Source organism: Aeromonas encheleia (assembly GCF_900637545.1).
Classification (GTDB): Bacteria; Pseudomonadota; Gammaproteobacteria; order Enterobacterales; family Aeromonadaceae; genus Aeromonas; species Aeromonas encheleia.
Genome location: NZ_LR134376.1, coordinates 3306701 through 3331277 on the forward strand (window position 1 = coordinate 3306701; position 24577 = coordinate 3331277).

The 24577-nt window shown below is 62.5% G+C and carries 17 protein-coding genes and 2 tRNA genes; 13 read left to right on the plus strand and 6 right to left on the minus strand.

Annotated features, from left to right (window positions below; all coding sequences use genetic code 11):
- The first annotated feature begins 218 nt into the window (after positions 1-218).
- Positions 219-1871 (plus strand): YbaL family putative K(+) efflux transporter, encoded by a 1653-nt coding sequence (gene ybaL / locus EL255_RS15260; protein WP_042653931.1) that lies wholly within the window; start codon positions 219-221, stop codon positions 1869-1871.
- A 160-nt stretch (positions 1872-2031) separates the two neighbouring features.
- On the opposite strand, the gene EL255_RS15265 is transcribed toward ybaL, so the two are convergent.
- Both EL255_RS15265 and puuR read right to left on the minus strand, forming a co-directional pair.
- Positions 2032-3309, minus strand: a complete 1278-nt coding sequence (locus EL255_RS15265) for an NAD(P)/FAD-dependent oxidoreductase (RefSeq protein ID WP_042653932.1) — start codon at positions 3307-3309, stop codon at positions 2032-2034.
- A gap of 33 nt (positions 3310-3342) precedes the next feature.
- Complete coding sequence (puuR, locus tag EL255_RS15270; protein ID WP_042653933.1) at positions 3343-3951, minus strand: HTH-type transcriptional regulator PuuR; 609 nt, start codon at positions 3949-3951, stop codon at positions 3343-3345.
- 321 nt (positions 3952-4272) lie between these two features.
- Here puuR and EL255_RS15275 point away from each other — a divergent pair, with 321 nt between their 5' ends.
- The 4 genes from EL255_RS15275 (at position 4273) to EL255_RS15290 (ending at position 10515) form a co-directional block, all read left to right on the plus strand.
- Positions 4273-5751 (plus strand): NAD-dependent succinate-semialdehyde dehydrogenase, encoded by a 1479-nt coding sequence (locus EL255_RS15275; RefSeq protein WP_042653934.1) that lies wholly within the window; start codon positions 4273-4275, stop codon positions 5749-5751.
- A 148-nt stretch (positions 5752-5899) separates the two neighbouring features.
- Positions 5900-7180 carry a 4-aminobutyrate--2-oxoglutarate transaminase gene (gabT, locus tag EL255_RS15280; protein WP_042653935.1) on the plus strand — a complete coding sequence of 427 codons (1281 nt, stop codon included), beginning with the start codon at positions 5900-5902 and terminating at the stop codon, positions 7178-7180.
- Positions 7181-7390: 210 nt separating this feature from the next.
- Positions 7391-8770: an APC family permease gene (locus EL255_RS15285; RefSeq protein ID WP_042653936.1), complete on the plus strand. Its 1380-nt coding sequence runs from the start codon at positions 7391-7393 to the stop codon at positions 8768-8770.
- A gap of 434 nt (positions 8771-9204) precedes the next feature.
- The gene (locus EL255_RS15290) at positions 9205-10515 is read left to right on the plus strand and encodes an APC family permease (protein WP_126623520.1); all 1311 of its coding nucleotides are present in this window, start codon (positions 9205-9207) and stop codon (positions 10513-10515) included.
- 70 nt (positions 10516-10585) lie between these two features.
- On the opposite strand, the gene EL255_RS15295 is transcribed toward EL255_RS15290, so the two are convergent.
- Complete coding sequence (locus EL255_RS15295) at positions 10586-10999, minus strand: hypothetical protein (RefSeq protein WP_042653938.1); 414 nt, start codon at positions 10997-10999, stop codon at positions 10586-10588.
- A 246-nt stretch (positions 11000-11245) separates the two neighbouring features.
- On the opposite strand from EL255_RS15295, the gene EL255_RS15300 reads away from it, so the two are divergent.
- The 6 genes from EL255_RS15300 to EL255_RS15325 all read left to right on the plus strand — a co-directional run bounded on the left by EL255_RS15300 (position 11246) and on the right by EL255_RS15325 (position 19232).
- The gene (locus tag EL255_RS15300) at positions 11246-12400 is read left to right on the plus strand and encodes a sodium:phosphate symporter (RefSeq protein ID WP_042653939.1); all 1155 of its coding nucleotides are present in this window, start codon (positions 11246-11248) and stop codon (positions 12398-12400) included.
- Between the two features lie 230 nt (positions 12401-12630).
- Positions 12631-13101, plus strand: a complete 471-nt coding sequence (locus tag EL255_RS15305; RefSeq protein WP_042653940.1) for a BamJ family beta-barrel-assembly machinery protein — start codon at positions 12631-12633, stop codon at positions 13099-13101.
- Between the two features lie 304 nt (positions 13102-13405).
- Entirely contained in the window at positions 13406-14173 is a 768-nt protein-coding gene (locus EL255_RS15310; protein ID WP_042653941.1) for a DODA-type extradiol aromatic ring-opening family dioxygenase, read from the plus strand.
- 183 nt (positions 14174-14356) lie between these two features.
- Positions 14357-17584 carry a response regulator gene (locus EL255_RS15315; RefSeq protein ID WP_042654306.1) on the plus strand — a complete coding sequence of 1076 codons (3228 nt, stop codon included), beginning with the start codon at positions 14357-14359 and terminating at the stop codon, positions 17582-17584.
- Between the two features lie 269 nt (positions 17585-17853).
- A complete protein-coding gene (locus EL255_RS15320) occupies positions 17854-18189 on the plus strand; it encodes a DUF3302 domain-containing protein (RefSeq protein ID WP_042653942.1) in 336 nt (111 codons plus the stop codon).
- A gap of 5 nt (positions 18190-18194) precedes the next feature.
- Positions 18195-19232 (plus strand): HlyD family secretion protein, encoded by a 1038-nt coding sequence (locus EL255_RS15325; RefSeq protein ID WP_042654307.1) that lies wholly within the window; start codon positions 18195-18197, stop codon positions 19230-19232.
- Between the two features lie 620 nt (positions 19233-19852).
- On the opposite strand, the gene EL255_RS15330 is transcribed toward EL255_RS15325, so the two are convergent.
- Positions 19853-20053: a YbfA family protein gene (locus EL255_RS15330; protein WP_042653944.1), complete on the minus strand. Its 201-nt coding sequence runs from the start codon at positions 20051-20053 to the stop codon at positions 19853-19855.
- Between the two features lie 214 nt (positions 20054-20267).
- Between EL255_RS15330 and EL255_RS15335 the strand changes: the two genes are divergently transcribed.
- Positions 20268-20561 carry a hypothetical protein gene (locus EL255_RS15335; RefSeq protein ID WP_042653945.1) on the plus strand — a complete coding sequence of 98 codons (294 nt, stop codon included), beginning with the start codon at positions 20268-20270 and terminating at the stop codon, positions 20559-20561.
- 76 nt (positions 20562-20637) lie between these two features.
- Here the strand turns inward: EL255_RS15335 and EL255_RS15340 are convergent.
- Together EL255_RS15340 and EL255_RS15345 are read right to left on the minus strand one after the other, a co-directional pair.
- A tRNA-Cys gene (locus EL255_RS15340) sits at positions 20638-20711 on the minus strand.
- A gap of 57 nt (positions 20712-20768) precedes the next feature.
- Positions 20769-20844: transfer RNA gene (locus tag EL255_RS15345), tRNA-Gly, on the minus strand.
- A 248-nt stretch (positions 20845-21092) separates the two neighbouring features.
- On the opposite strand from EL255_RS15345, the gene EL255_RS15350 reads away from it, so the two are divergent.
- Positions 21093-24530, plus strand: coding sequence for a hybrid sensor histidine kinase/response regulator (locus EL255_RS15350; protein WP_042653946.1), 3438 nt, complete (start codon positions 21093-21095; stop codon positions 24528-24530).
- Positions 24531-24577 lie beyond the last annotated feature (47 nt).

The following is a 24577-nucleotide window of genomic DNA, read 5'->3' on the forward strand; positions in this document are numbered from 1 at the left end:
TATTCACATTTAATCGCAGATATGGGCATAAATGTGGATAAAGATTGCCAATTCTGCATAAATGTATTATTTTTCAACAGAAACGGCAGCGTTGTCTTCAACACTCTGTGCTTGCTGCGGCCGACACTGTCTCTTTCGCCCCCTGCTCATTGACAGCTGCCCTCTTCGCCCCCGCGGTGATCTGGTAGCCCACTGACTGCCATTAGCGAGGTGACGATATGGACCATTCACTCCCCCTGATCACGACTCTGGTAGGCGGCCTGGTGCTCGCCTATCTGTTTGGCATGCTGGCCCAGCGCCTGCGCATCTCCCCCATGGTGGGCTACCTGGCAGCAGGCGTCGTCTGCGGCCCCTTCACCCCCGGCTATGTGGCCGATCTGAGACTCGCCCCCGAGCTGGCGGAGATCGGCGTCATCCTGCTGATGTTTGGCGTCGGCCTGCACTTCTCCCTGAAGGATCTGCTGTCCGTCAAACAGATCGCCATCCCCGGCGCCATAGTGCAGATCACCCTGGCGACCCTGCTCGGGCTCGGCCTCTCCCAGTTGCTCGGCTGGAGCATCACCGCCGGGCTGGTCTTTGGCCTGGCGCTCTCGACGGCCAGCACTGTGGTGCTGCTGCGGGCGCTGGAGAGCCGGGGCCAACTCGATACCAGGGAAGGCCGCATCGCCATTGGCTGGCTGATCGTCGAGGATCTGGTGATGGTGCTGGCGCTGGTCCTGCTCCCCATACTGGCGAACCTGCAGACCGGAGGCGAGACCCTGACCCTGGCCCATGTGCTCCGGGATCTGGGCTTCACCCTGGCCAAGGTGGCCGCCTTCATCGCACTGATGACCATAGGGGGCCGCCGCCTCATCCCCTGGATGTTGGCCCGCACCGCCGCCACCGGCTCCCGCGAACTCTTTACCCTGGCCGTGCTCTCCTGCTCACTCGGCATCGCCTTTGGCGCCGTCAAGCTGTTCGGGGTCTCCTTCGCCCTCGGCGCCTTCTTCGCCGGCGTCGTGATGAACGGCTCGCACCTGAGCCACAAGGCGGCCAACGACACCCTGCCACTGCAGGATGCCTTCGCCGTGCTCTTCTTCGTGTCGGTGGGCATGCTGTTTGATCCCGCCGTCCTGCTGCGCGAGCCGCTGGCGGTGCTGGCGACCATCTTCGTCATCATCATCGGCAAGTCGGTGGCGGCCTTCATCATAGTGCGGCTGTTTGGCCACAGCCGACGCACCGCCCTCACCATCTCGGCCAGTCTGGCGCAGGTGGGGGAGTTCTCCTTCATCCTGATGGGGCTGGGCAGCCTGCTGGGGCTGGTGCCCGATGTGGCGCGCGACCTGGTACTGATCGGGGCCTGTTTCTCCATCATGCTCAACCCGCTGGTGTTCAATCAGGCCGAGCGCTGGTTGCGGCGCCACCCTGAGCCGCAGGCGGAAGAGGCCCCCATCCAGTGCCCCCTGCGGGGCCATGTCGTGGTGGTCGGGGCCGGCGCCATCGGCAGCCATCTGATCCGGCGCCTGCACGAGCAGGGGCAGACGATGGTGGTCATAGACAGTGACGAGAGCCTGCTCGCCCCCTGGCGCGCCCTGGGGATCAGCTGCCTGGCGGGTCAACCGACCCAGGGGGATCTGCTCGATGCGGCGCTGCCCGATGCCAGCTGGCTGCTGATCACCCTGGATGACAGCCTGCTGGCCGGCGAGGTCGCGGCCATGGCCCGTGAGCGGGGAGCCTTGCTGCAAGTGGCGGCCTGCGGCCAAGCGCCCGAGGAGGTGCATCACCTGCGCGGACGCGGCGCTCAGCACGTAGTGCAGAGTCAGGAGGAGGCGGCGCGGCGATTGTGTCAGCTGGTGATCCACTCCCTCCCCACCGAGCCGGATCCGGCCTGACCCCTCTCGGGTGCATGCCGCGCCCCTGTCCCGTAGGGGCGAAGCATGGCAAGCGCCTGGAATACACCCCTGGCCCCAGCGCCCTCCCGCCACAAGATGAAAAAATCGAGGCCACCCTGGGGTGGCCTCGTTGTTTTCATCGCCTGATAGAAACCCGCGCTTACACCCCCAGCCGATCCCGCAGGCTGTACCAGGTGGCACCCGCCATGGTGAAGGGGATGCGGAACAGCCGGCCACCCGGGAAGGGGTAGTGAGGCAACTTGGCGAAGGCGTCGAACCGCTCGGCCTGGCCACTCAGCACTTCCGCCAGCAGCTTGCCCGCCAGATGGGTACAGGTCACGCCGTGGCCACTGTAGCCCTGCATGTAGTAGATGTTGTGGCCGATGCGGCCAAACTGCGGCAGACGGGACAGGGTCAGCAGGAAGTTGCCGGTCCAGGTGTACTCCACCTTGACGTCTTTGAGCTGGGGGAAGGTCTGCAGCATCTTGGGGATGATCAGCCGCTCTATGTCCGCCGGATCCCGCGCCCCATAGACCACGCCGCCGCCGTAGAGCAGGCGGTGATCGCCGGTGGTGCGGTAGTAGTCGAGCAGGTAGTTGCTATCTTCCAGGCAGTAGTTCTGCGGCAGGAGGGCGCGGGCCCGCTCCTCCCCCAGCACCTCGGTGGCGATCACCTGGGTGCCGCACGGCATGCTCTTGGACGCGAGCTCGGGCACCAGGTTGCCGAGATAGGCGTTGCCAGCCACCACCACGAAACGCGCCTTCACCGCCCCCTTGGCGGTCTTCACCAGCGCGGGCTGGCCCGGGGTGATGGCGGTGACGGCGGATTGTTCGAAGATCCTGCCCCCCTGCATGCGGATGGCCTCCGCCTCCCCCAGCGCCAGGTTGAGGGGGTGGATATGACCACCACGCTTGTCGAGCAGGCCGCCGACGTAGCGATCGCTCGCCACCACCTCGCGGATCCCGTCCTCATCGAGCAGCTCCAGCTCGTCGTTGCCCCACTGCTGCCAGCGGGCCTGCTGGGCCTTGAGCTCGTGCAGTTGACGCTCGGTCTCGGCGGCAAAGACCCCGCCCTGCTGCAGATCGCACTGGATGTTGTAGCGCTTGATGCGCTCGCGGATGATGTCGCCCCCCTCAAACAACATGGAGCCGAGCAGCCTGGCCTGATCCGGCGGGCAATTCGCTTCTATGGTGTCGATGTCACGGCTGTAGGAGTTGACGATCTGGCCGCCGTTGCGACCGCTGGCGCCGAAGCCCACCCTGGCCGCCTCCAGCACCACCACGGAGTAGCCCTTCTCCACCAGATGCAGCGCGCTGGAGAGGCCGGTGTAACCCGCCCCTATGATGCAGACATCGCACTCCAGCTGCTCGGTCAGGGTCGGATAGGGTGCGTGTTTATTGGCGCTGGCTGCGTAGTAACTGTTTACATGTTCGGTCATGATCCTTGTTTCCTTACCGGTTCTTTTCCAAAACTAGAAGTTGGCCGGGGTATGGGCGCTGACGATGCGGCAGCTCTGCCCCGACGGGTTGCTGAAACTGTGGGGCTCGCCGGTGTCGATCACATAGCTGTCCCCGGCATTGAGCCGATAGGTCTGCCCGGCCAGGGTCAGCAGCACGGATCCCTCCAGTACGGTGCCGACCTCCTCCCCCAGGTGCTTGACCTGGCCCCCGGTGTCCGTGCCGGGGGCGTAGGTCTCCAGCATGAAGCCGAGCTGGCGGCGGTTGTTGCCGTTGTGCACCAGCTTCATTGAGACCCCCTGGCTACCCAGCTCGATCAGCTGCTCGGCCTTGATCACCACGCTCGGCGTCCTCTCCTCCTCGGCGAAGAAGCGCGACAGCGGCAGCTCGTAGACGCTGAGCAACTTCTGCAGCGAGGCCACCGACGGGCTCACCTTGTTCTGCTCTATCATGCAGATGGCGCCGTGGGTCAGCCCGCTCAGCTCGGCGACCCGACGCTGGGAGAGCCCGAGGCGGCGGCGGGTGGTGGCGAGCCGCTCCCCCATGCTTTTATCCATCCCTTTGCCCGTCAAGGGGTTATCCGTCATGGCCTGCCACTGGGCCTCTCCTTGTGGTTGCTGCATCGCCCACCTCCCTGTGTGCTTGTGTAGGTGCCTGCCTAAGTCCTGTGAGCCATCTGGTTAAAATAGCGGACCAACTCCACCGCAGTGTTCGTTATCCTGCACAACCAGGCCGTTCATTATTTTGCACACCTGAGTCCATGAAATCCGATAGAATTGCCCTGACAGCTCCATTTCTAGCATGTGACGGCCGCTTTACTCAAATATATTTAACACTTGAAAAACATTTCGGCTCAATTTATGGTCGTTACGTGCTTATTATTCTATACGGTGGCACCGTCGGATGAGTTGGCCACCCGGACCCACAATCGAGGCTTCCTATCTATGTCAGCATCGTCAGCATCACAACCCGCTCAGGCTCACGCCTTGCTCAAATCCCTTGCCTATATAGATGGTCACTGGTGCGAGGCCCATGACGGGCGCCAGTTCGCGGTGCTCAACCCGGCCACGGGTGAGATCATCACCCAGGTGCCCGACATGGGCGAGGCCGACACCCGTCGCGCCATCGAGGCGGCGCACGGCGCCCAGCCCGCCTGGGCGGCCCTCACCGCCAAGGAGCGCAGCACCAGGCTCTATGCCTGGTTCGAGCTCATCATGGCCAACCAGACCGAGCTCGCCCGCATCATGACCCGCGAGCAGGGCAAGCCGCTCGCCGAGGCCAAGGGCGAGGTGGCCTACGGTGCCAGCTTCATCCAGTGGTTCGCGGAAGAGGGCAAGCGCGCCTATGGCCGCACCATCCCGGGCTTCTCCGGGGATAGGCGCCTCGCGACCATCAAGCAGCCGGTGGGCGTGGTGGCCGCCATCACCCCCTGGAACTTCCCCATCGCCATGATCACCCGCAAGGCGGGCCCGGCCCTGGCGGCCGGCTGCACCATCGTCATCAAACCCGCCGCCGAGACCCCGCTCTGCGCGCTGGCGTTGGCGGTGTTGGCCGAGCAGGCGGGCATTCCGGCCGGGGTCATCAACATCATCACCTCCCATCAGGCCTCGGTCGTGGGCGACGAGCTGTGCCGCAACCCCAAGGTGCGCAAGCTCTCCTTCACCGGCTCCACCCGCATCGGCAAGCTGCTGATGCGCCAGTGCGCCGACACCATGAAGCGGCTGTCGCTGGAGCTCGGTGGCAACGCCCCCTTCATCGTGTTTGACGATGCGGATCTCGACGCCGCCGTCGCGGGTGCGCTCGCCTCCAAGTACCGCAACGCGGGCCAGACCTGCGTCTGCGCCAACCGCATCCTGGTGCAGGCCGGCGTCTACGACGCCTTCGCCGACAAGCTGGCCAGCGCCGTGCGCGCCTTCAAGGTCGGGGATGGCATGAGCGAGGGCACGCAAATCGGCCCGCTCATCAATCCCGCCGCCGCCAGTAAGGTGGCCGAGCTGGTCAATCAGTCCATCACCGCCGGCGCTTGTGTGCTGGTGGGGGGTGAGCCCCATCCCGCCGGCCCGCTGTTCTACCACCCCACCATCCTGACCGAGGTGGCGCAGGACAACCCCATCTTGCAGGAGGAGATCTTCGGCCCCGTGGCCCCGCTGGTGCGCTTCGAGACCGAGGCCGAGGCCATCGCCATGGCCAACGACACCCCCTACGGGCTCGCCGCCTACTTCTATGGCCGGGACATTGCCCGGGTGTGGCGGGTCGCCGAGCGGCTGGAATACGGCATGGTCGGCATCAACGAGGGGATCATCTCCACCGAGCTGGCGCCCTTTGGCGGCATCAAGGAGTCGGGCCTTGGCCGCGAAGGGGCCAGCGAGGGCCTGGAAGAGTACCTGGAGACCAAATATCTCTGCTTCGGCTCGATTGCATAAAAATACATTTATTGTAATTATTAATTCTTTAATGACAGGGGTGTCTCGAATCGACCACCCCATGACATCACCACAAGGAGAGGGTCAGCAGCCAGGCTGCCGGCCCATCACAGTGAATTGAGGGGCTAGCCCCAGAGGGAGAATAGAGATGAGTAACCAATCCTGGCAGGCCCGCCGTGAAGCCGCCGTGGTACAGGGAGTCGGCACCCTGCTGCCGGTCTTTATCGAGCGGGCGCAGAACGCCGAGCTGTGGGACGTGGAGGGCAATCGTTACATCGACTTCGCCTCCGGCATAGCGGTGCTCAACACCGGCCACAACCATCCCAAGGTGCTCGCCGCCGTGCGCGAGCAGCTCGAGAAGTTCAGCCACACCTGCTTCCAGGTCACCCCCTACGCCGGCTACATCGAGCTGGCGGAGAAGCTGAATGCCCTGGTGCCCGGCCCCACCCCCAAGCGCACCCTGTTCCTCTCCACCGGCGCCGAGGCGGTGGAGAACGCCATCAAGATCGCTCGTGCCCACACCGGCCGCAGCGGCACCATCGCCTTCAAGGGCGGCTTCCATGGCCGCACCATGATGGGGATGGCGCTCACCGGCAAGGTGGTGCCCTACAAGACCGGCTTCGGCCCCTTCCCGGGCGAGGTCTATCACCTGCCCTTCCCGGCCGATTATCTGGGGGTGAGCGAGGCCGAGGCCCTGGCGGCGCTGGATCTCTGCTTCAGCTCGGACATTGAGCCGGCCCGGGTGGCCGCCATCATCCTGGAGCCAGTGCAGGGGGAAGGAGGCTTCTACGTCGCCTCCATGAGCTTCATGCAGAGCCTGCGCAAGATCTGCGATCAGCACGGCATAGTGCTCATCTGTGACGAGATCCAGACCGGCTTCTGCCGCACCGGCAAGACCTTCGCCACCGAATACAGCGGCATAGAGCCGGACATCATGACGCTCGCCAAGAGCCTGGCGGGCGGCTTCCCGCTCTCGGCCGTGGTGGGCAAGAGCGACATCATGAACGCCGCCAAACCCGGTGGTCTGGGCGGCACCTATGCCGGCTCCCCCATCGCCTGCGCCGCCGCCCTGGCGGTGCTGGAGGTCATCGAGGAGGAGCAGCTCAACCTGAAGGCCCAGACCCAGGGCGAGCAGATCAAGGCCCGCCTGCACCGCCTGGCGGAGCGCTTCGACTGCATCGGCGACATCCGCGGCCCCGGCGCCATGGTGGCCATGGAACTGGTCAAGGGACGGGATGCCACTAAACCTGACCCGGATCTCACCAAGCGGCTGGTGGCCGAGGCGGGCAAACAGGGGCTGGTGTTGCTGGCCTGCGGCGTGCGCGCCAACGTCATCCGCTTCCTGGCCCCCCTCACCGCCCCCCCGGCCCTGATCGACGAGGGGCTGGACCTGCTGGAGCAGGCGCTGGCCGCCGCCAGTCAGGGCTAGCGCCCGGATCTGCCCACCCGCACGAAGGATATCGTCAGATAACTGCAGGCCGTCCATCGCGGACGGCCGCCATATACGGTATCATCGCGCCCCTAAAAAATGATGGCAGGAGCAGTTGGCTCCCTCTGTGACGCATCACGCCGTCATGGAGCCCGTCTCCCTGCTCGGCAGGCGGGCTCTTCACCACTGCATTCTTAGGAGACAGGCCCCATGGCCCCACGCCCCGCGCGACTGAAGCAAACCCTGACCCTGTGGCAAGTGGTCGTGATGGGGTTGGCCTACATGACCCCCATGGTGGTGTTCGATACCTTCGGCATCGTCACCGACATCACCCAGGGTCATGTCACCACCGCCTACCTGCTGGCCCTGGTGGGGGTGCTGTTCACCGCCTCCAGCTACAGCAAGATGGTGCGCCACTACCCGATCGCGGGCTCGGCCTACACCTATGCCCAGCGGGAGTTCTCCCCGGTGGTGGGCTTCATGGTGGGCTGGTCCTCCCTGCTCGACTACATCTTCCTGCCGATGATCAACATGCTGCTGGCCAAGATCTATCTGAGCGCCCTCTTCCCCGGCGTCGAGCCCTGGATCTTCATCCTCGGCATGACGGTGCTGATGACCGCCATCAACCTGCGCGGCATCGATCTGGTGGCCAACCTCAACGGCCTCATCATCTTCATCCAGGTCGCCATCATGCTGGTCTTCCTCGGCCTGCTCGGCCATGGCATCTATCAGGGAGAAGGGCTCGGCACCCTCAGCCTGCAGCCCGTCTACAGCACCAGCACCGAGCTGCTGCCGCTGCTGACCGGCGCCACCATCCTCTGCTTCTCCTTCCTCGGCTTCGACAGCCTGAGCGCGCTGTCCGAGGAGACGCCGGAGGCCGGCAAGGTGATCCCCAGGGCCATCATCCTGACCGCGCTGCTTGGCGGCCTCATCTTCGTGGTGGTGGCCTATGCCCTGCAGCTCTACTTCCCGGATGCCTCCCGCTTCAAGGCGCCGGACGCCGTGCTGCCGGAGATCGCCCTCTATGTCGGCGGCAAGCTGTTCCAGAGCGTGGTGCTGGTCTGCGCCTGCGTGGCGGTGCTGGCCTCGGGGCTCTCCTCCCACGCCGGGGTCTCCCGCATCCTCTACGTAATGGGACGGGACAAGGTGCTGCCCCAGCGCACCTTCGGCTACATCCATCCCAGGTGGCGCACCCCGGTGTTCAACATACTGCTGGTGGGCCTGCTGGCCTTGTCGGCCGTCAGCTTCGATCTGGAGATCGCCCTGGCGCTGATCAACTTCGGCGCCCTGGTGGCCTTCACCGTGGTCAATCTGTCGGTGATCTCCTGCTACTACGTGCGTCAGGGCCGCAACAAGACCTGGCAGGATCGCCTGCAATACCTGGTGCTGCCCCTGCTCGGGGCCGGGACTGTGGCTGTCCTGTGGCTCAACCTGGAGCAGACCTCCCTGATGCTGGGGCTGATCTGGGCCGCCATCGGCGGAATTTACCTGTTTTTGCGCACCACGGTCTGGCGCGTCTCGCTGCCGAGCCACCCGGCGGAAAGCCTTGCCAGCAGCGGGCTGGCCCCCCTGCCGTCGACACCGGAATAGGCGCGGTTTATTGATGTAAACCCTATCCTTGCGCATTCTCTTGTCGGGAATGCCGATCCTGGCTTGTCATCCCCCCCCATCTGGGGCAAAATGCGCGCCGATTTGAATAACCGATGTGATCCTCACATCGGTTATTTTTCATTTTGAAAACAAGTGTCTACTTCGAGGCCGGAACGTTCCGGAAATGATATCTAGGTTCAGATGGACCTAATGCCGCAATGAGGAAAAACATGGGGCTCTTATTGGCTTTGTCTCCGGTTGTCACCGGAACCTGCTTTGGTCGCCGCGCGACCAACGTCTGTGGTTTGCATAGCAATGCGATGCATATGCGAGAAACCAGTCCCATGGCCTCAAGCCATTCAACTTCCTGCCAGCCGTGCAAGGAGGAAGCCTGAGTGAGCCAGCAACCCGTTCGTCTGAAGAAAACCCTCAGCATGTGGCAAGTGGTGGTAATGGGCCTGGCCTATCTGACCCCCATGGCCGTGTTCGACACCTTCGCCATCGTCGGTGACATCACCGAGGGCCGGGTCGCCACCGCCTATCTGCTGGCGCTCGGCGGCATACTGCTGACCGCGTTCAGCTACGGCCATCTGGTGCGCAAGTTCCCCTCCGCGGGCTCCGCCTACACCTATGCCCAGAAGGTGTTCAACCCCTACATCGGTTTCATGGTGGGCTGGTCTTCCCTGCTCGACTACATGTTCATGCCGATGATCAACATACTGCTGGCCAAGATCTACCTGACCGCCATGTTCCCGGGGGTCGATCCCTGGATCTTCATCTTCGGTCTGGTGACTGTGATGACCTTCCTGAACCTGCGCGGCATCAACCTGGTGGCCAACTTCAACGGCGTCATAGTGGTGATCCAGCTGGCCATCATCACCGTCTTCATCGGCCTGATGGGCTGGGGTATCTACCACGGCGAGGGCGCGGCAACCCTGATGAGCAGCCGGCCGTTCCACTTCGAATCCGCCAGCGTGCTGCCGCTGTTTACCGGCGCCACCATCCTCTGCTTCTCCTTCCTCGGCTTCGACGGCCTGAGCTCACTCAGTGAGGAGACCCCGAACGCCGGCAAGGTGATACCGCGCGCCATAGTGCTGACCGCCCTCATCGGTGGCGTCATCTTCGTGGTGGTCTCCTACTGCCTGCAGCTCTACTTCCCGGATCTGGCCCGCTTCAAGGAGCCGGACGCCGTGCTGCCCGAGATCGCGCTCTACGTCGGCGGCACCTTCTTCCAGAGCGTGGTGCTGGTGTGCACCACGGTCGCGGTGCTGGCCTCCGGCATGGCGGCGCACGCTGGCGTGTCCCGCATCCTCTACGTGATGGGGCGCGATCGCATGATCCCGGAGCGGGTGTTCGGCTACATCCATCCGAAATACCGGACTCCGGCCATCAACGTGCTGATGGTGGGCGGTCTGGCCCTCTCCGCCGTGTCCTTCGATCTGGATACCGCGCTGGCGCTGGTGAACTTCGGTGCCCTGGTGGCCTTCACCTTCGTCAACCTGTCGGTGATCGGTCAGTTCTGGGTGCGGGAGAAGCGCAACAAGTGCCTCAAGGATCACCTGCTCTACCTGCTGCTGCCGCTGCTCGGCGCCGCCACCATAGGGGCGCTCTGGATCAACCTGGAGCAGAGCTCGCTGGAGCTTGGCCTGATCTGGGCCGGGCTGGGGGTGACCTACCTGTTCCTGCGGCTGGCGGTGTTCCGCATCCCCTTCCGTCAGTACGAAGAAGCGGTCGACGGTCAGTAAGGATCGTGGATAAACAGAAGGGGAGCCGCGGCTCCCCTTCTTGCATTCAGACATCCGCACAGGCGGATCATCAACCCTGATTGAGCACCGCGGTGGCAGCCGCCTTGACCGGATCCTTGGCCACCGCCTTCGCATCCCGCTGAGCCTGCTTGAGCTGCTGCCCGGTCTGATTGACCTTGCCCTGCGCCTCCTTCAGGCCGGCGCTCTGCTTGTTCAGCGCGGCATTGGTGTGCTGCTTCGCCTCTTTCAGGCCCGCCGTCTTCTTGTCCAGCACATCGGTGCTGCTCTTCTTCACCTCGGCCTTGGCCTTGTCTTTCTGCTGACGCATCAGCTTGTCGGCGTCGCAGTTGCCCTTGACCCCCAGGGTCGCATTCATCGCCTCGTTTCTGGCCGCCTTGTCGAGGTTGCACTCGGACTTGAACACGCTGGCCTGCGCACCGGCAGACAGCAACCCCAGAGACAGACACAATACCCATGCACGCATAACAACTTCCTCAGCTTGGAGACAGGAGAGTCCGGCAGCATATAACCCTGAGATCTCAGTGCAAGGGCGGGGGGCGGTTGTGGGCCAGATGGCGCCATATCGGCGTTTACTCCGACACTTTTTGTCTGCGACGAGCCGCGCCGCCCTGTCACCAAATCATCATAAAAGTGTCACTTTGTCATATTTCTGTCATGGAGCCTTGCTGTAATGCGCCCGTCCATTCTTCACAGACTGCCCAGAGGCACCATGCACAGCACCCCATCTTCCGCACAGCAGCAGACCCGTCGTACCGGCCCACTGTTCAACTGGTTGGCTGTGATCACCCTGATCTACCTCATCCTGGTCGCCGTCGGCGCCGTCTCCCACGGCTTCAAGGGCTTCTCCGGCGGCGCCGAGGGCGCGGCCCAGATCTTCGCCTTCGCCAACAACCCCTTCGTCGCCCTGCTGCTCGGCATCCTGGCCACCGCCCTGGTGCAATCGTCCAGCACGGTCACCTCGGTGATCGTCGGCCTGGTGGCGGGCGGCCTGCCCATGGAGATGGCCATCCCCATGGTGATGGGCGCCAACCTCGGCACCACCATCACCAATACCATCGTCTCCCTCGGCCACATCCGGGATCGCGCCGAGTTTCGCCGCGCCTTCGCCGCCGCCACGGTACACGACTTCTTCAACCTGCTGGCGGTCTTCATCTTCCTGCCGCTGGAGCTGATGTTCGGCCTGCTGCAACGGAGCGCCGAGTGGATCGCCAGCCTGCTGATGGGCTCCGCCGACATGTCGATGAAGGGGATGGACTTCATGAAGCCCCTCATCTCGCCGGCACTGGATCTCATCGATCAGGCCGTCGCCATCCTGCCGGGCAAGGGCCCCGCCATCGCCACCATCTGCATCGGTATCCTGCTGATCCTCGCCTGCGTCACCAGCCTGGGCAAGGTACTGCAACAGGTCATGGTGGGCCGTGCCAAGGAGCTGCTGCACAAGGCGCTGGGCCGTGGCCCGCTGACTGGCATCGCCTCCGGCACCCTGGTCACCGTCATGGTGCAGTCCTCCTCCACCACCACCAGCCTGATGATCCCGCTGGCCGGCGGCGGCGTGTTCAGCACCCGTCAGCTCTACCCCTTCACCCTGGGTGCCAACATAGGCACCACCATCACGGCGCTGCTGGCGGCCACCGCCATCAGCGGTACCGGTGCCCAGCTGGCACTGACCATCGCCCTGGTCCATGTGCTGTTCAACCTGTTCTCCGTGGCGCTCATCTATGGCGTGCCCTTCCTGCGCGAGCTGCCCATCAAGGCCGCCGAAGGGCTGGCCCGAGTGGGCAGCGAGAACAAGCTGCTGGCCCTTGGCTACGTGGCCGGGCTCTTCTTCGCCCTGCCGGCGCTGATGATGGTGGCGGCCAAGTAATAACGTCTGATGGCACCAGGGGAGGGTCACCTTCACCCCCTGGTCATCTGTCTCGCCTGGGAGCGCCATCCAGCCAATCCAGACGACAGAAGAAGAGGGGCAACATTCGCTCCCTCCTCCTTTGTCAGCCCGCTCACATCCGCCAGCGGCGCGGCTCGCCCTGCGCCCCTGGCTGGGATAAGATGCGACTCTCATTGCACTCTTTGCATTTCAGGGAATAAGGAAAACCAATGAAGTTCATTCTGATCGCGCTGCTGGTTGCCGGGGTGGCCTACTACTTCTACTCCAGCGCCAACAACAAGAAACTGGCGGAAGAGAACGTGCGCCAGGGCGCCGAGTTCCTCGCCGGCAACAAGGAGAAGCCGCTGGTGACCACCACGGCCTCCGGCCTGCAATATGAGGTACTGACCCCGGGCTCGGGTACCGTCCACCCCACCGCCACCAGCAAGGTGAAGGTGCACTACGAGGGCAAGCTCTTGGACGGCACCGTGTTTGACAGCTCGGTCGCCCGCGGCGAGCCCATCGAGTTTGGCCTCAATCAGGTGATCCCCGGCTGGACCGAAGGGGTGCAGCTGATGGTGGAAGGGGAGAAGACCCGCTTCTACATCCCCGCCAACCTGGCGTATGGCGATAGAGCCGCTGGCAAGATCCCGCCTGGATCTGTACTGATCTTCGATGTGGAGCTGCTGGGCATCCAGTAAGCCCCAAGGCTCAACCGCCATCAAAAACCAAGGCCAGCGCTCACACGCTGGCCTTGTCGTTTCTGCCCATCCCCCATTTCACCGCACTCTCTGACCGAGCCACCCTGGCGGGCTCGCGTCCATCCGCCAGCGCCTCGAGCCGACCAGACTATCAACCCATGGTGAACAGTGCTTATACATGGCAGTGGATTGTTAACCATTATTCCCGGGCAGATAATGACCTCATCCTCAGTGGCCCCCGCCCTGATCCCGTTTCCCGCGGTGCCGGCCGATCCTGCCGAAGCCGCCAACAAGGAGTCTCATCATGGCTATCGCCCCCGTCTGGTTTATCTCCCACGGCGCCCCGGATCTGGTTCTGCGTGACCAGCCGGCTACGCAATTTCTAACGAAATTGCGCCTCGGCGACATCAAGGGGCTGGTGGTGATCTCGGCCCACTGGTTCAGCCGCGGCGAGCCGCAACTCAACGTCGAGCCCAGCCCGGCGCTGATGTATGACTTCTACGGCTTCCCCGCTCCTCTCTACCAGATCCGCTGGCCCGCCAAGAGCCCGGCCTGGCTGCAGGAGGCGGTGAGCGATCAGCTGCTGCTGGCCGGCCTGCCGGCCAGCCCGGTGCGGCGCGAGCTGGATCACGGCGTCTGGTCGCCGCTCTCCCTGATGGATCCCCAGAGCGCCACCCCGCTGGTGCAGCTCTCCATCCCGGCCAGCTTCACCCCGGCCCAGCTGTGGCAGCTGGGGGAGGCCCTGCAGGTCCTGCGCGAGCAAGGGATCGGCATCCTCGCCTCCGGCGCCATCACCCACAACCTGCGCGCACTCGGGCCGGATGACAGCCCGGTGCCCGACTGGGCAAGCGCCTTCGTCCGCTGGCTGGAGCAGGCCATGAGCGACGGCGATCGCCCGGCGCTGGAAGATTATCGCGCCCGGGCCCCGGGCGCGGTGGAATCCCATCCCCACGACGATCACCTGCGCCCGCTGTTCGTGGCGCTGGGCGCGGCCGGCCAGGACAAGCCCCACAAGCTGCACGACAGCTGGGACTACGGCAGCCTCTATATGGGTTCCTACCGGTTCGGCTAGGGCGACGGGGATGAGCGGTGGCTGACAAGGCGCAGCGATGGCGGGCCTGTCCCGCCATTTTTTCCTGTCGTTCCCGCGGGGAAATGCCGAAGAAAGGGACTGATTTTGCGATAATTCCGGTAGAATGACCGCTTTCTGGTGCATTTGACCGACAAGGATGACTGTCGCAACCCGGGTGACATGATGAACCTGCTTCGATCGCTGACCCTGCTGTGCCTGCTGTTCGCCCAGCCCGCGCTGGCGCTCACGCTGCACAGCCGCCACTACATACAGCACACCGACTCCCCCCGGATCCCGGCCGAGCAGCGCTGGCTGCAGCAGACCGCGCAGCTGCGCGTCGGCATCCTGCGCCACGACTATCGCCCGTTCAGCATGACCGTCTCGGACAGCCGCTTCGAGGGGATCTCCGCCGACTATCTCAACATCCTGGCCAAGGCCTTGCAGAAGCCGCTGGTACTGCGCCGCTTCGAGGACAAGGAGAGCGCCCTCGCCGCCCTGCGCCAGGGTGATGTCGACATCGTCAATCTCGGCAACCTGACCCTGGCCGACGGGGATAGGAGCGGGATCCGCCTCAGCCGGCGCTACTTCAGCAACACCCCCGTCTTCTCGGCGCCAAAGCAGCGCCAGGATCCCCTGCTGACCCCCGGGCAGAGCGTCGCCACCGTGCGGGGCTTTATCGATGAGCAGGAATTCAAACGCGACTACCCCCTGCTCAGCCTGGTGACCTACCCCTCCAACGTGGCGGCCTTCGACGCCGTCTTCTTCGGCCGGCAGGATGCGCTGCTCAGCGACATCCACTCCATGTATTACCTCAACAGCGAGCGCTTCGACAAACTCAGGCGGCGCGGCGAGGCGCCACCGAGCCTGGTTTCCGACGGCTTTCGCTTCGCGGTCTCCGCCCGGGCGCCGCAGTTGCTGAGCCTCATCAATCGCACCCTGCGTGATGTCGACGACATCACCCGCAACCTCATCTTCAGCCAGTGGAACGGGCCCATCCGCGACATGGTCGACAACCCGGCCGATGCCTATGACGCCGCCGAGCTGGCCTGGTTGCGCAAGGCGCCCCCCATCAAGGTCTGGCTGATGGACGATCTCTACCCTTATGGGGTCAAGGATTATGATGATCAGCTCACCGGCATGACGGTCGACATGCTGGCCAAGGTGAGCAAGCGCACCGGCCTGCGCTTCGAGTTCGCCTCCTTCGGTTCGGATCGCCAGCGCAACAACGCAATGCGGGATGGCAGGCTCGATCTCATCGGCGCCATCTCCCAACCCGTGGCCGAGAGCTATGGGCTGCGCCCTTCCCTGCCCTATGCCAGCGACGACATCTATGTGATCCTCGCCCAGCAAGCGGATCGGACCACCTCCAGCCTGCAGGATCTGGCTGGCAAGCGCGTCGGCATGACCCACTACAACCCCCTCGCCGCACGTCTCGGCAGCAGCGAAATAAGCTTCATGGAGAGTGCCGAGGAGGTGATGCAGGCGCTCAACCGGGGCAGCCTCGACGCCGCCATAGTGCCGCTCTACTTCGCCCAGCATGCGGTGGACGGCCACCGCCTGACCCGGCTGCGCATCGCGGGCCCCGCCGACGACGAGCCGATCCGCATGGGCTTCGCCAGCCTGGCGGACAACGACATGCTGATGAACATCCTCGACAAGACCATCCTCTCCATCTCCCCCAATGAGCTGGCCATGATGAGCTACGAGTGGCGCAACCGTAAGCTGCCGGCCCCCACCTTCATGGAACGCCACGCCGACTACTTCTACCTGCTGTTTGCGGTCCTGTTTGGCCTGGCCCTGCTGCTGCTGTACCGCAATCGCATGCTCAACCGGCTGGCCCGCTCGGAGCAGGCGTCCCGCCAACAGCTGGAGGCCCATGTCCGCTTCATCGAGGCGCTGGGGGAGAGCCTGCCCCACCCCATAGTGGTGCGGGACAGGAGCGGCAAGGTGCTGCTGTGCAACAGCAAGTACCTGGCGCTGCTCAATGCCCAGCCAGGCGCCGTGCTGGGCAAGCCCCTCATCGAGGGCCTCCGTGGCCGGGTCGATGCCGATGCCCTCGCCGGGCTGGAGCGGGACTTCGCCAAAGTACTGCAGGATGGTGAGCCCATCTTCGTCGATCGCGTCTTCAACAAGGGGGATCACAGCAAGTGCATCTATCACTGGATGGTGCCCTACTGCGACAGTCAGGGGGCCATCAGCGGGGTGATCAACGGCTGGATCGACATCACGGAGCGCAAGGCGATGGAGAGCGCGCTGCGTCTGGCCAAGGAGCAGGCCGACAGCGCCAGCCGGGCCAAGAGCGACTTCCTCGCCACCATGAGCCACGAGATCCGCACCCCCATGAACGCCATCCTCGGCATGCTGGAGCTCGCCATCCAGGATCCGGCGCTCTCGCCCCATACCGGAGAGCAGCTGCGCATCGCCTCGGAATCGGCCAACGGCCTGCTGGATCTGGTCGGGGATGTGCTGGATATCTCCAGCATAGAGGCGGGTCAGATGACGCTGGCCCCGCAGCCGTGTGCGCTCACGCCGCTGCTGCAGTCGGTCGCCCAGGTGTTCGCCGGCATGGCCGAGCAGAAGGGGTTGAACTATCGCATCGAGCTCGAGACCCAGTCGTTGCCATTGGTGCTGGTCGACCCCTTGCGGCTGCGTCAGGTAGTCTTCAACCTGCTGAGCAACGCCATCAAATTCACCGAGCGCGGCGAAGTCAGCATCCGGGCCACCCTGGAGGGGGAGCACGAGCAGGCCCCAGTGCTGCGACTGCGCATCAGCGACAGCGGGGTCGGCATCCCGGCCGACAAGCTGCCACTGCTGTTCACCCCCTTCTACCGCGCCCACTCTCCCTATCAATACGCGGGCACCGGCCTTGGCCTCAACATCGCCAGGATCCTGTGCCAGATGATGGGGGGCGATATCGGGGTCAGCAGCCAGATCGGCGTGGGTACCCGACTCGATGTCAGCCTGCCGCTGACGCCGGTGGTCTCGGCCCTGCAGTCGCCAGAGAGCCTGATCAGGCAGGAGGAGGCCGAACAGACGCCACTGCGGATCCTGGTGGTGGATGACAACCACGCCAACCAGACGCTGCTGCGCCAGCAACTCAAGTACCTGGGGCACGAGGTGAGCGTGCGCAGCAACGGGCTGGAGGCGCTGCGTGCCGTCGCCAGCCACCACTTCGATCTCGTCATCACCGACTGCCAGATGCCGACGATGGATGGCTTCGAGCTGACCCGCCGCCTGCGTGCGCGCGGCCATGAGCTGCCCATCTGGGGCTTCACCGCCCACGCCCTGCCCAGGGAGCGGGAGCTCTGCCTCGCCGCCGGCATGGACGAGTGCCTGTTCAAGCCCATCGGCCTAGCCCGCCTGCGCAGCGTGCTGGCCGGGCTGAGCCGATCGGAGCGGCGCGAGTCTTGATGGGAGGCTAGCTGCTGCCAGGTCAGAACTGGATCCCTATGGGCGATAGATGGGAGAGAGGCAGCCCTGGCTGACGGCTTGCAACTCCCAGAGACGGGGAGCAAGACGGCAACCACCTGCAACTCGAAGTGAAGCGAGAAGAACTGCCAGAGTGACATGAAGTACCAAAACCTCTTCAGGGTATGTTCACCCCTCTGTGTTAAAAACGATATGGGCATAACAGGTGACACCAACGAGGGATAAAGCTGCAAAACTGTTGAGGTTTAGAAATGCTACTTGATTACTTTGCGTTAGGGGTCTTGGTATTCGTCGTCTTGGTGTTGTTCTACGGCATAATCGTCATTCACGATATTCCTTATGAAATAGCCAAACATCGTCAGCATCCCCATCAGGATGCCATTCATGTGGCTGGCTGGGTCAGCTTATTTACTCTGCATGTTATTTGGCCATTCCTTTGGATCTGGGCCACCCTCTACCGCCCCGAGCGGGGGTGGGGGTTCGTTCAACGCTTAAAGAAAGATGAAGAGGACATTTCAGCGCTCAGGCAAGAGCTCGCCACGCTGCAAGCCCGCATGGCGACGCTCGAACAGAATGAGAGAGGGTGATAGCCATGGACCTGCTACTGATCCTCAGCTACGTTGCTTGCGCTACGGGCATATTCAAGATATTCAATCTCCCGCTCAACAAGTGGACCCTGCCGACCGCCGTGCTCGGTGGTTTTTTTCTCGTGGGTGGGCTCATCGTTCTGATGAACTACAACCATCCCTACGCGTCAATAGCGCGTAACTACTATGTCTCCACGCCTATTGTGCCGCTGGTGAAAGGTCGTGTCAGTGAGGTACCCGTCCAGGCAAATCAGATGATCAAAAAAGGCGATGTACTGTTTCGCATTGAGGCCGAACCCTTTGAACAGAAGGTGGCCAGCTTGGCCGCAAGGCTCGCATCCAATCGGGAACAACTCAAATCCATTGATGCCAGGCTACGCTCCGCCAGCTTGGATCGTGACCGAGCACAGGCATTGGTGAATCGAGGTATCGGCAAGCGGCGTGACCTCGATATGACCCAGGCTAATGTGGATGACATTACTGCCCAAATAGACCAGCAGAAGGCCACCATCGTAGACCTGCAAGCCCAACTCAACGAGGCCAAGTATGAGCTGGAGCAGACCGTGGTCACGGCTCCCAGTGATGGCTATGTTTCTCAGTTGGCGCTTCGTCCCGGTATGATTGCGGCCCCTTTTCAATATCGCCCCGTGATGAACTTCATCCACCAAGATGATACTACCTATGTTGGCTGGTTCTGGCAGAACAGCATGCAGCGCTTAGCCGAAGGGGATGAAACCGAAATTGTAATAGATGGTATCCCTGGTCGGGTCTTCACTGCTGAGGTGATGTCGGTCATACCGGCGTTGGCGGCCGGGAATGTGCAGGCGAACGCCAGTCTGATAGATCAGACATCGGCCCAGACACCAGGGCGCCTGCCTATCGCTCTCAAGATCACGGATCCTGACTGGCCCAAGTATCAGGTTATTGCGGGCTCCAGCGGTCAGGCCGCCATCTATACCAAGTACTTCACCCAGGTTTCCATTATCCGCAAAGTGCTGTTGCGAATGACGAGTTGGCTTAACTATCTGTTTCCCTTTCACTAGCGCCGCGGCGGAACCAATGGCGGCCCGGAGTCCATTCGGGTCGCCTGAATGTGGGAAACAATCCTCTAAATATGTCTGACGTGGGCACAGGCACAACAACAGGTCAGCTACGTCTCGTTTGCAGGATTCCATTCTTGTCTGCGCGCCAACACCATGAGGGATTCACTCATGAACCGTTTACAACAGCAATGGACCTTGATCAGTCCATAGAGGGATATCTGTGAAAATATGCTTATGGTTCCTCGTAGCCAACTATTTTCTCGTGCTCTTTGATGTGTCCGTCCATCGCTCAGACGAATACTCAATTCTGGCTACTTACTACATCTTCTACCCCTTTGTATTGGTGCTTAGCATTGTGTGTGAGGTCGTGTTCATTGCCAAAAAGCAGTGGGTATATACCACGACAAATGCCGTCCTTGGCGTCGCCACTGTCGTCATTGCGGACTACCTCGGTAGATAATCCCCACCAAATAAAAAGCCCCAGTCAAAACTGGGGCTTTTGCTTCCGATTATCTCAACGTGGTCAATGCGTGGACACGGTAAGGAACAAATCATTTAATTTCATATGCTTAAAAATAAAAAAGACAGCCTTGGCTGTCTTTTTTATGCGAGGAGACGGTTCAGTAGAAGATCCGCTCGCCCCGTTCGCTCATCTTGAGCCACACCGGCTTGGTGCTGGTCTTGCTCCAGATGCGGTGCAGGTAGCTGTAGAAGCGGGCGCGATCGCTGCGAAACAGCATCACCGGGAAGACCAACACGCCCACCAGCAGCACGAAGATGCGACGAAGGATTATCTGAGTCAGAGAGAAGGGATGAAACATGATTTAACGCCTCACTGGTAAGACCACTGAGCAAAGATTACTCCACAATTTGTAGGATTACTACACCAATAAGCCCACTTTTTTATAAAAAAACCGCCTAAAAACCAAAAAGTGAAACCGGGTTACATTATTTAACCAAAGAGTAACAAGGCTGGCAAAAACCACTCCTTGGACAAGAGTTAGATCATGGGCAGGGAGATGAAGGAAGAAGAGGATGAAACTGGCAGAAATCGCGGTCCTGAGCGTGCTGGGCCTGCTGATCTGGTCGGAGTGGCAGGAGTGGCGACTCAACCAGCATGACGCCATCGCACTGGTGTACCAGGGGGTGCCTACCGTCAGCCTGTGGCAATGCGGTCAACTGAGACAGAAGATGGCCGATCTGACCGAGCACTCCGCCGAAATGCAATTTCAATACCGGGGGCAATCCCTGAGCGACGTGAGTCACTATCTGCAGAGAGAGTGGCGCCAGCAGGGCTGCGAGCAGTTACTCACCCAGCAAGGATATTAAAAACAAGGGGGTATGCCAAAGAGAAGTTTCGAGGCTGAAACAGGGCATGGAAGACGAATGAAACAGAGGAAGAATATGGAGGCACGTTCCGGAGTCGAACCGGACTAAACGGATTTGCAATCCGCTGCATAACCGCTTTGCTAACGCGCCATGCTGACAAGGCTGATTGCCTTGAAAGTGATACCCATGGTTGGTGCCATGAGAAATTGGAGCGGGAAACGAGACTCGAACTCGCGACCCCGACCTTGGCAAGGTCGTGCTCTACCAACTGAGCTATTCCCGCCTGACTGCTATGTGCCAGTTGCCTGACAACGAGGCGCATTATACGTACCCAGAGCACGGGCACAACCCTTTTTTCTGACTTTCAGCACTTTTCCCGGTCGTTTGCTCAGGCTTTAAACGCCTTGGCCGAAATTCCCTCGGCCCGCTGTGACTCCGTAGGCGAATTCAAGATAAAGTCATTGAAATGATTAGTCTTTAATCAGAGACTTGTCGCGTTTAGTAACTGGATTCTCAATTGAAAATCACAAGATGAAATGGACCTTCAAGCCTCGTGGGCTCAGAGCCCAGCTGATGCTGGCTTTTTTCATGTTAGGCCTGGTGCCCTTCCTGGTCGTCACCCTGTTTTTCCTCTATAGCCACGGCAAGGACCTCACCACCCAGACCTCCAATCATCTGGTGTCGGTGCGCAACATCAAGAAGAGCCAGCTGGAAGACTACTTCGGCAACCTCAAAGAGCAGATCATCAACTTCTCCCAGCAGGATTTTGCCGGCAACAGTATCGGTCGTTTCTATGGCTTCACCGGCGCCTTCGAGAAGCTGGGCACCACCCCGCAGGAGGCGCGCGCCCGTGCCCAGGCCCGCTATGTGCCCGGCTCCTGGGATCAGTTGCAAAAACCCGACAGCAAGGTGGACATAGAACCCTCCATCAGCGCCCTGATCCTGGCGGACGAGATGTACGGCCGGGTGCATCAGCGCTTCCACCGCGGCTATGCCGATATGGTGCGCAAGTCCAATTACAGCGACATCTTCCTGGTGGATCTCAACGGTGATGTGGTCTATTCGGTCACCAAGCATGCCAACTTTGCCACCAACCTGCTCTCCGGCCCCTATCAGGCCAGCGGCCTTGGCGACACCTTCGCCAAGATCAAGCGCCGGCTCGATGGTGGTCAGAAACCCCAGCAGATCTTCGAATTCACCGATTTTGGCCGCAACGAGCTGACCGGCCAGGTGGTCGCCTACCTGGCCGCCCCCGTCATGCAGTACGACTATGTGCGCGGGGTGGTGATCTTCGAGCTGCTGCCGGACAAGCTCAACCAGATCATGGCGGAGCGGGAGGGGTTAGGTGAGACGGGGGAGACCATACTGGTCGGCCCGGACAAGCGGATGCGCGCCAATGCCTGGCTCGCCCCCGAGTTCAGCGTGGAGAACAGCTTCAGCCCAAACTTCCGGCCGCTGCAGACCCCGCTGGTCGTCAAGACCCTCTCCGGTGAGCAGGGGGTCGGGCTGTTTCGCTCCTATCACGATGACGAGGTGCTGGCCGCCTACACCCAGGTCAAGGTATTCGACACCGAGTGGGCCTTCGTCGCCGAGATCTCCACCAGCGAGGCATACCGCCCCATCCGCCAGCTGGAGACCCTGGTCATACTGCTGGGTGCCGGCTCCCTGCTGCTGCTGATCCTGTTCTCCCGCTGGCTCTCCCACTCCATCACGGCGCCGCTGCGCTCCCTCACCGCCGCCGCCGAGCAGGTGGCCGACGGCGCCCTGGACCACCCCATCAGCATCGCCCGTACCGACGATGACATAGACCGGCTGGCCCAGGCGTTTCGCCACATGCAGCGCTCGGTGAAGGACAAGATAGAACTCATCGAGCGCCAGACCCAGGAGCTGCAGCAGCAGGTCAAGCTGACCCACAAGCAGAACCTGAGCCTGCAACAGGCGGACAAGCTCAAGGATGAGCTGCTCGCCAACACCTCCCACGAGCTGCGCACCCCCATCCACGGCATCAAGGGGATGGCGGAGTCCATGCTCGCCAGCCAGCAGGATCTGACCGAGGGCCAGCAGAAGCAGCTCGGCCTCATCATCAAGAGCGCCGACGGCCTGGCCCGGCTGGTGGACGATCTGCTCGACTATCACCAGATGCGCTACGGCCAGCTGGAGATCCATTCCCAGCCGGTCTCCTCCAAGGGGGTCATCCGGCTGGTGCTGGATCTCTGCCAGCACCTGGTGCAGGCCAAGCCCCTCACCCTGGTAGACATCAGCCCGGCCGAGCTGCCGCCGGTGCTGGCCGACGAGCAGCGGCTGGAACAGGTGCTCTACAACCTGGTGGGCAACGCCATCAAGTACACCCCCCAGGGCAAGGTGGTGCTGAGCGCCCTGGTGGAGGGTCAGTTCCTGCGCATCAGGGTGACCGACACCGGCATCGGCATACCCCGGGAGCATCTGGAACACATCTTCGAACCCCTGGTGCAGATGAGCCCGGAGCTGAGCAAGCAGGGGGCCGGCCTCGGCCTCTCCATCACCCGCCAGCTGGTGCATCTGATGGGGGGCGAACTCAGCGTGGAGAGCGAGCCGAGCGTCGGCTCCACCTTCGCCTTCACCCTGCCGCTCGCCAGCGGCAAGGCGGGCAGCCTGACCCTGGACAGCCGCCAGATGGAGCATCAGCTGGTGCGCCAGCAGCCACTGATCCTGCCGGACTGGGAGAGCGATGACCTGCCGCCACCGCCGGCCGATGCGCCCCTCATCCTGGTGGTGGATGACGAGCCCATCAATCTGCACATACTGCGCCACCTGCTGCAGCCCTGCGGCTACCGCATACTGCCGAGCAGCGACGGCCACGACGCCCTCGCCAAGCTGGCCCAGGAGCCGGTCGACCTCATACTGCTGGACGTGATGATGCCAACCCTGTCCGGCTTCGACGTCTGCCGCCGCCTGCGCGAGCAGCATCCCAAGGACAAGCTGCCGGTGCTGCTGCTCACCGCCCTCAACCAGCCCAAGGACATCGAGGAGGGCTTCAACGCCGGCGCCAACGATTATCTGGTCAAGCCATTCTGCAAGGAGGAGCTGTTTGCCCGGGTCAGGGCGCTGCTGGAGGCCAGTGCCGGCCGTGCCTCCCTGGTGGAGAACAGGCTACTGAAGCAAGAGATAGAGCACCGCCTCAGCCTGCAGGCACAGCTGCATCAGGATCAGGAGCGGCTGCTGACTCTGCTGGGGGAAGGGGCGGATCCCATGGTCTTCATCGACGAGCAGGGCATGGTGCTGTTTGCCTCCCGCGTGCTGGCGAGGCTGCTGGGACAGGAGCCGGAGGCCATGGAAGGCTTGCCCCTCGACGAGTGGCTGGCGACCCCCCTGGCGAGCCAGTGGCCCGACCTGACCGCACGGCCGGAGCAGGATCTGAGCTTCCTGGTGGCGGGTCAGAAGGATGAACTCAACGCCCGTGCGCTGCCCATCAGCCTGGGTGGTCAACGCGCCTTCGCCCTCACCCTCAGCACCGAGTCCCGCCAGGATGACAACCGGGTGATGGCGCTGGAAAACGCCCTCAAGAGCCTGTCGCGCCAGGCCATCATAGAGGATGGTCAGCTGCTGGGTGAACTCAGCCGACTCGGTGGCGAGTTCCGCTCCCTGGCGGACAACCTGATCCGCCAGCAGGATGACGAGCCGCTGCGCCGGGCCCTGGTGGACACCATGCGCCTCACCCTGGATGCCTGGCAGCAGAGCACCGGCAAGGGCAAGATAGTGCTGGCGGAGAAGAGCAAGCTGTGGCGCGTCTACATGGACAGATCCAGCCCCCAGACCCGCACCCTCGACAAATACCTGAGCCTGGACACCCTGCCCAAGGCCCCTCGCTGGAAGACGGTGGTGGCCAGCGCCGAATACGTGCTCAAGCAGTGCCCGCTGAGCGAGGTGCAGCAGCAGAGCCTGCACCAGAGCACCCAGCTGCTGCGCCAGCTCGCCAGCCGCAAGGGCTGACGGCCGTCCTTGGGGCCAGTCTCACGCTGCCCAAGGAATGGCGGAGC

Coding starts and splice junctions, on each gene's coding strand:
- ybaL (WP_042653931.1), top strand. CDS start 219: ATGGACCATTCACTCCCCCTGATCACGACTCTGGTAGGCGGCCTGGTG.
- EL255_RS15265 (WP_042653932.1), bottom strand. CDS start 3,309: ATGACCGAACATGTAAACAGTTACTACGCAGCCAGCGCCAATAAACAC.
- puuR (WP_042653933.1), bottom strand. CDS start 3,951: ATGCAGCAACCACAAGGAGAGGCCCAGTGGCAGGCCATGACGGATAAC.
- EL255_RS15275 (WP_042653934.1), top strand. CDS start 4,273: ATGTCAGCATCGTCAGCATCACAACCCGCTCAGGCTCACGCCTTGCTC.
- gabT (WP_042653935.1), top strand. CDS start 5,900: ATGAGTAACCAATCCTGGCAGGCCCGCCGTGAAGCCGCCGTGGTACAG.
- EL255_RS15285 (WP_042653936.1), top strand. CDS start 7,391: ATGGCCCCACGCCCCGCGCGACTGAAGCAAACCCTGACCCTGTGGCAA.
- EL255_RS15290 (WP_126623520.1), top strand. CDS start 9,205: ATGTGGCAAGTGGTGGTAATGGGCCTGGCCTATCTGACCCCCATGGCC.
- EL255_RS15295 (WP_042653938.1), bottom strand. CDS start 10,999: ATGCGTGCATGGGTATTGTGTCTGTCTCTGGGGTTGCTGTCTGCCGGT.
- EL255_RS15300 (WP_042653939.1), top strand. CDS start 11,246: ATGCACAGCACCCCATCTTCCGCACAGCAGCAGACCCGTCGTACCGGC.
- EL255_RS15305 (WP_042653940.1), top strand. CDS start 12,631: ATGAAGTTCATTCTGATCGCGCTGCTGGTTGCCGGGGTGGCCTACTAC.
- EL255_RS15310 (WP_042653941.1), top strand. CDS start 13,406: ATGGCTATCGCCCCCGTCTGGTTTATCTCCCACGGCGCCCCGGATCTG.
- EL255_RS15315 (WP_042654306.1), top strand. CDS start 14,357: ATGAACCTGCTTCGATCGCTGACCCTGCTGTGCCTGCTGTTCGCCCAG.
- EL255_RS15320 (WP_042653942.1), top strand. CDS start 17,854: ATGCTACTTGATTACTTTGCGTTAGGGGTCTTGGTATTCGTCGTCTTG.
- EL255_RS15325 (WP_042654307.1), top strand. CDS start 18,195: ATGGACCTGCTACTGATCCTCAGCTACGTTGCTTGCGCTACGGGCATA.
- EL255_RS15330 (WP_042653944.1), bottom strand. CDS start 20,053: ATGTTTCATCCCTTCTCTCTGACTCAGATAATCCTTCGTCGCATCTTC.
- EL255_RS15335 (WP_042653945.1), top strand. CDS start 20,268: ATGAAACTGGCAGAAATCGCGGTCCTGAGCGTGCTGGGCCTGCTGATC.
- EL255_RS15350 (WP_042653946.1), top strand. CDS start 21,093: ATGAAATGGACCTTCAAGCCTCGTGGGCTCAGAGCCCAGCTGATGCTG.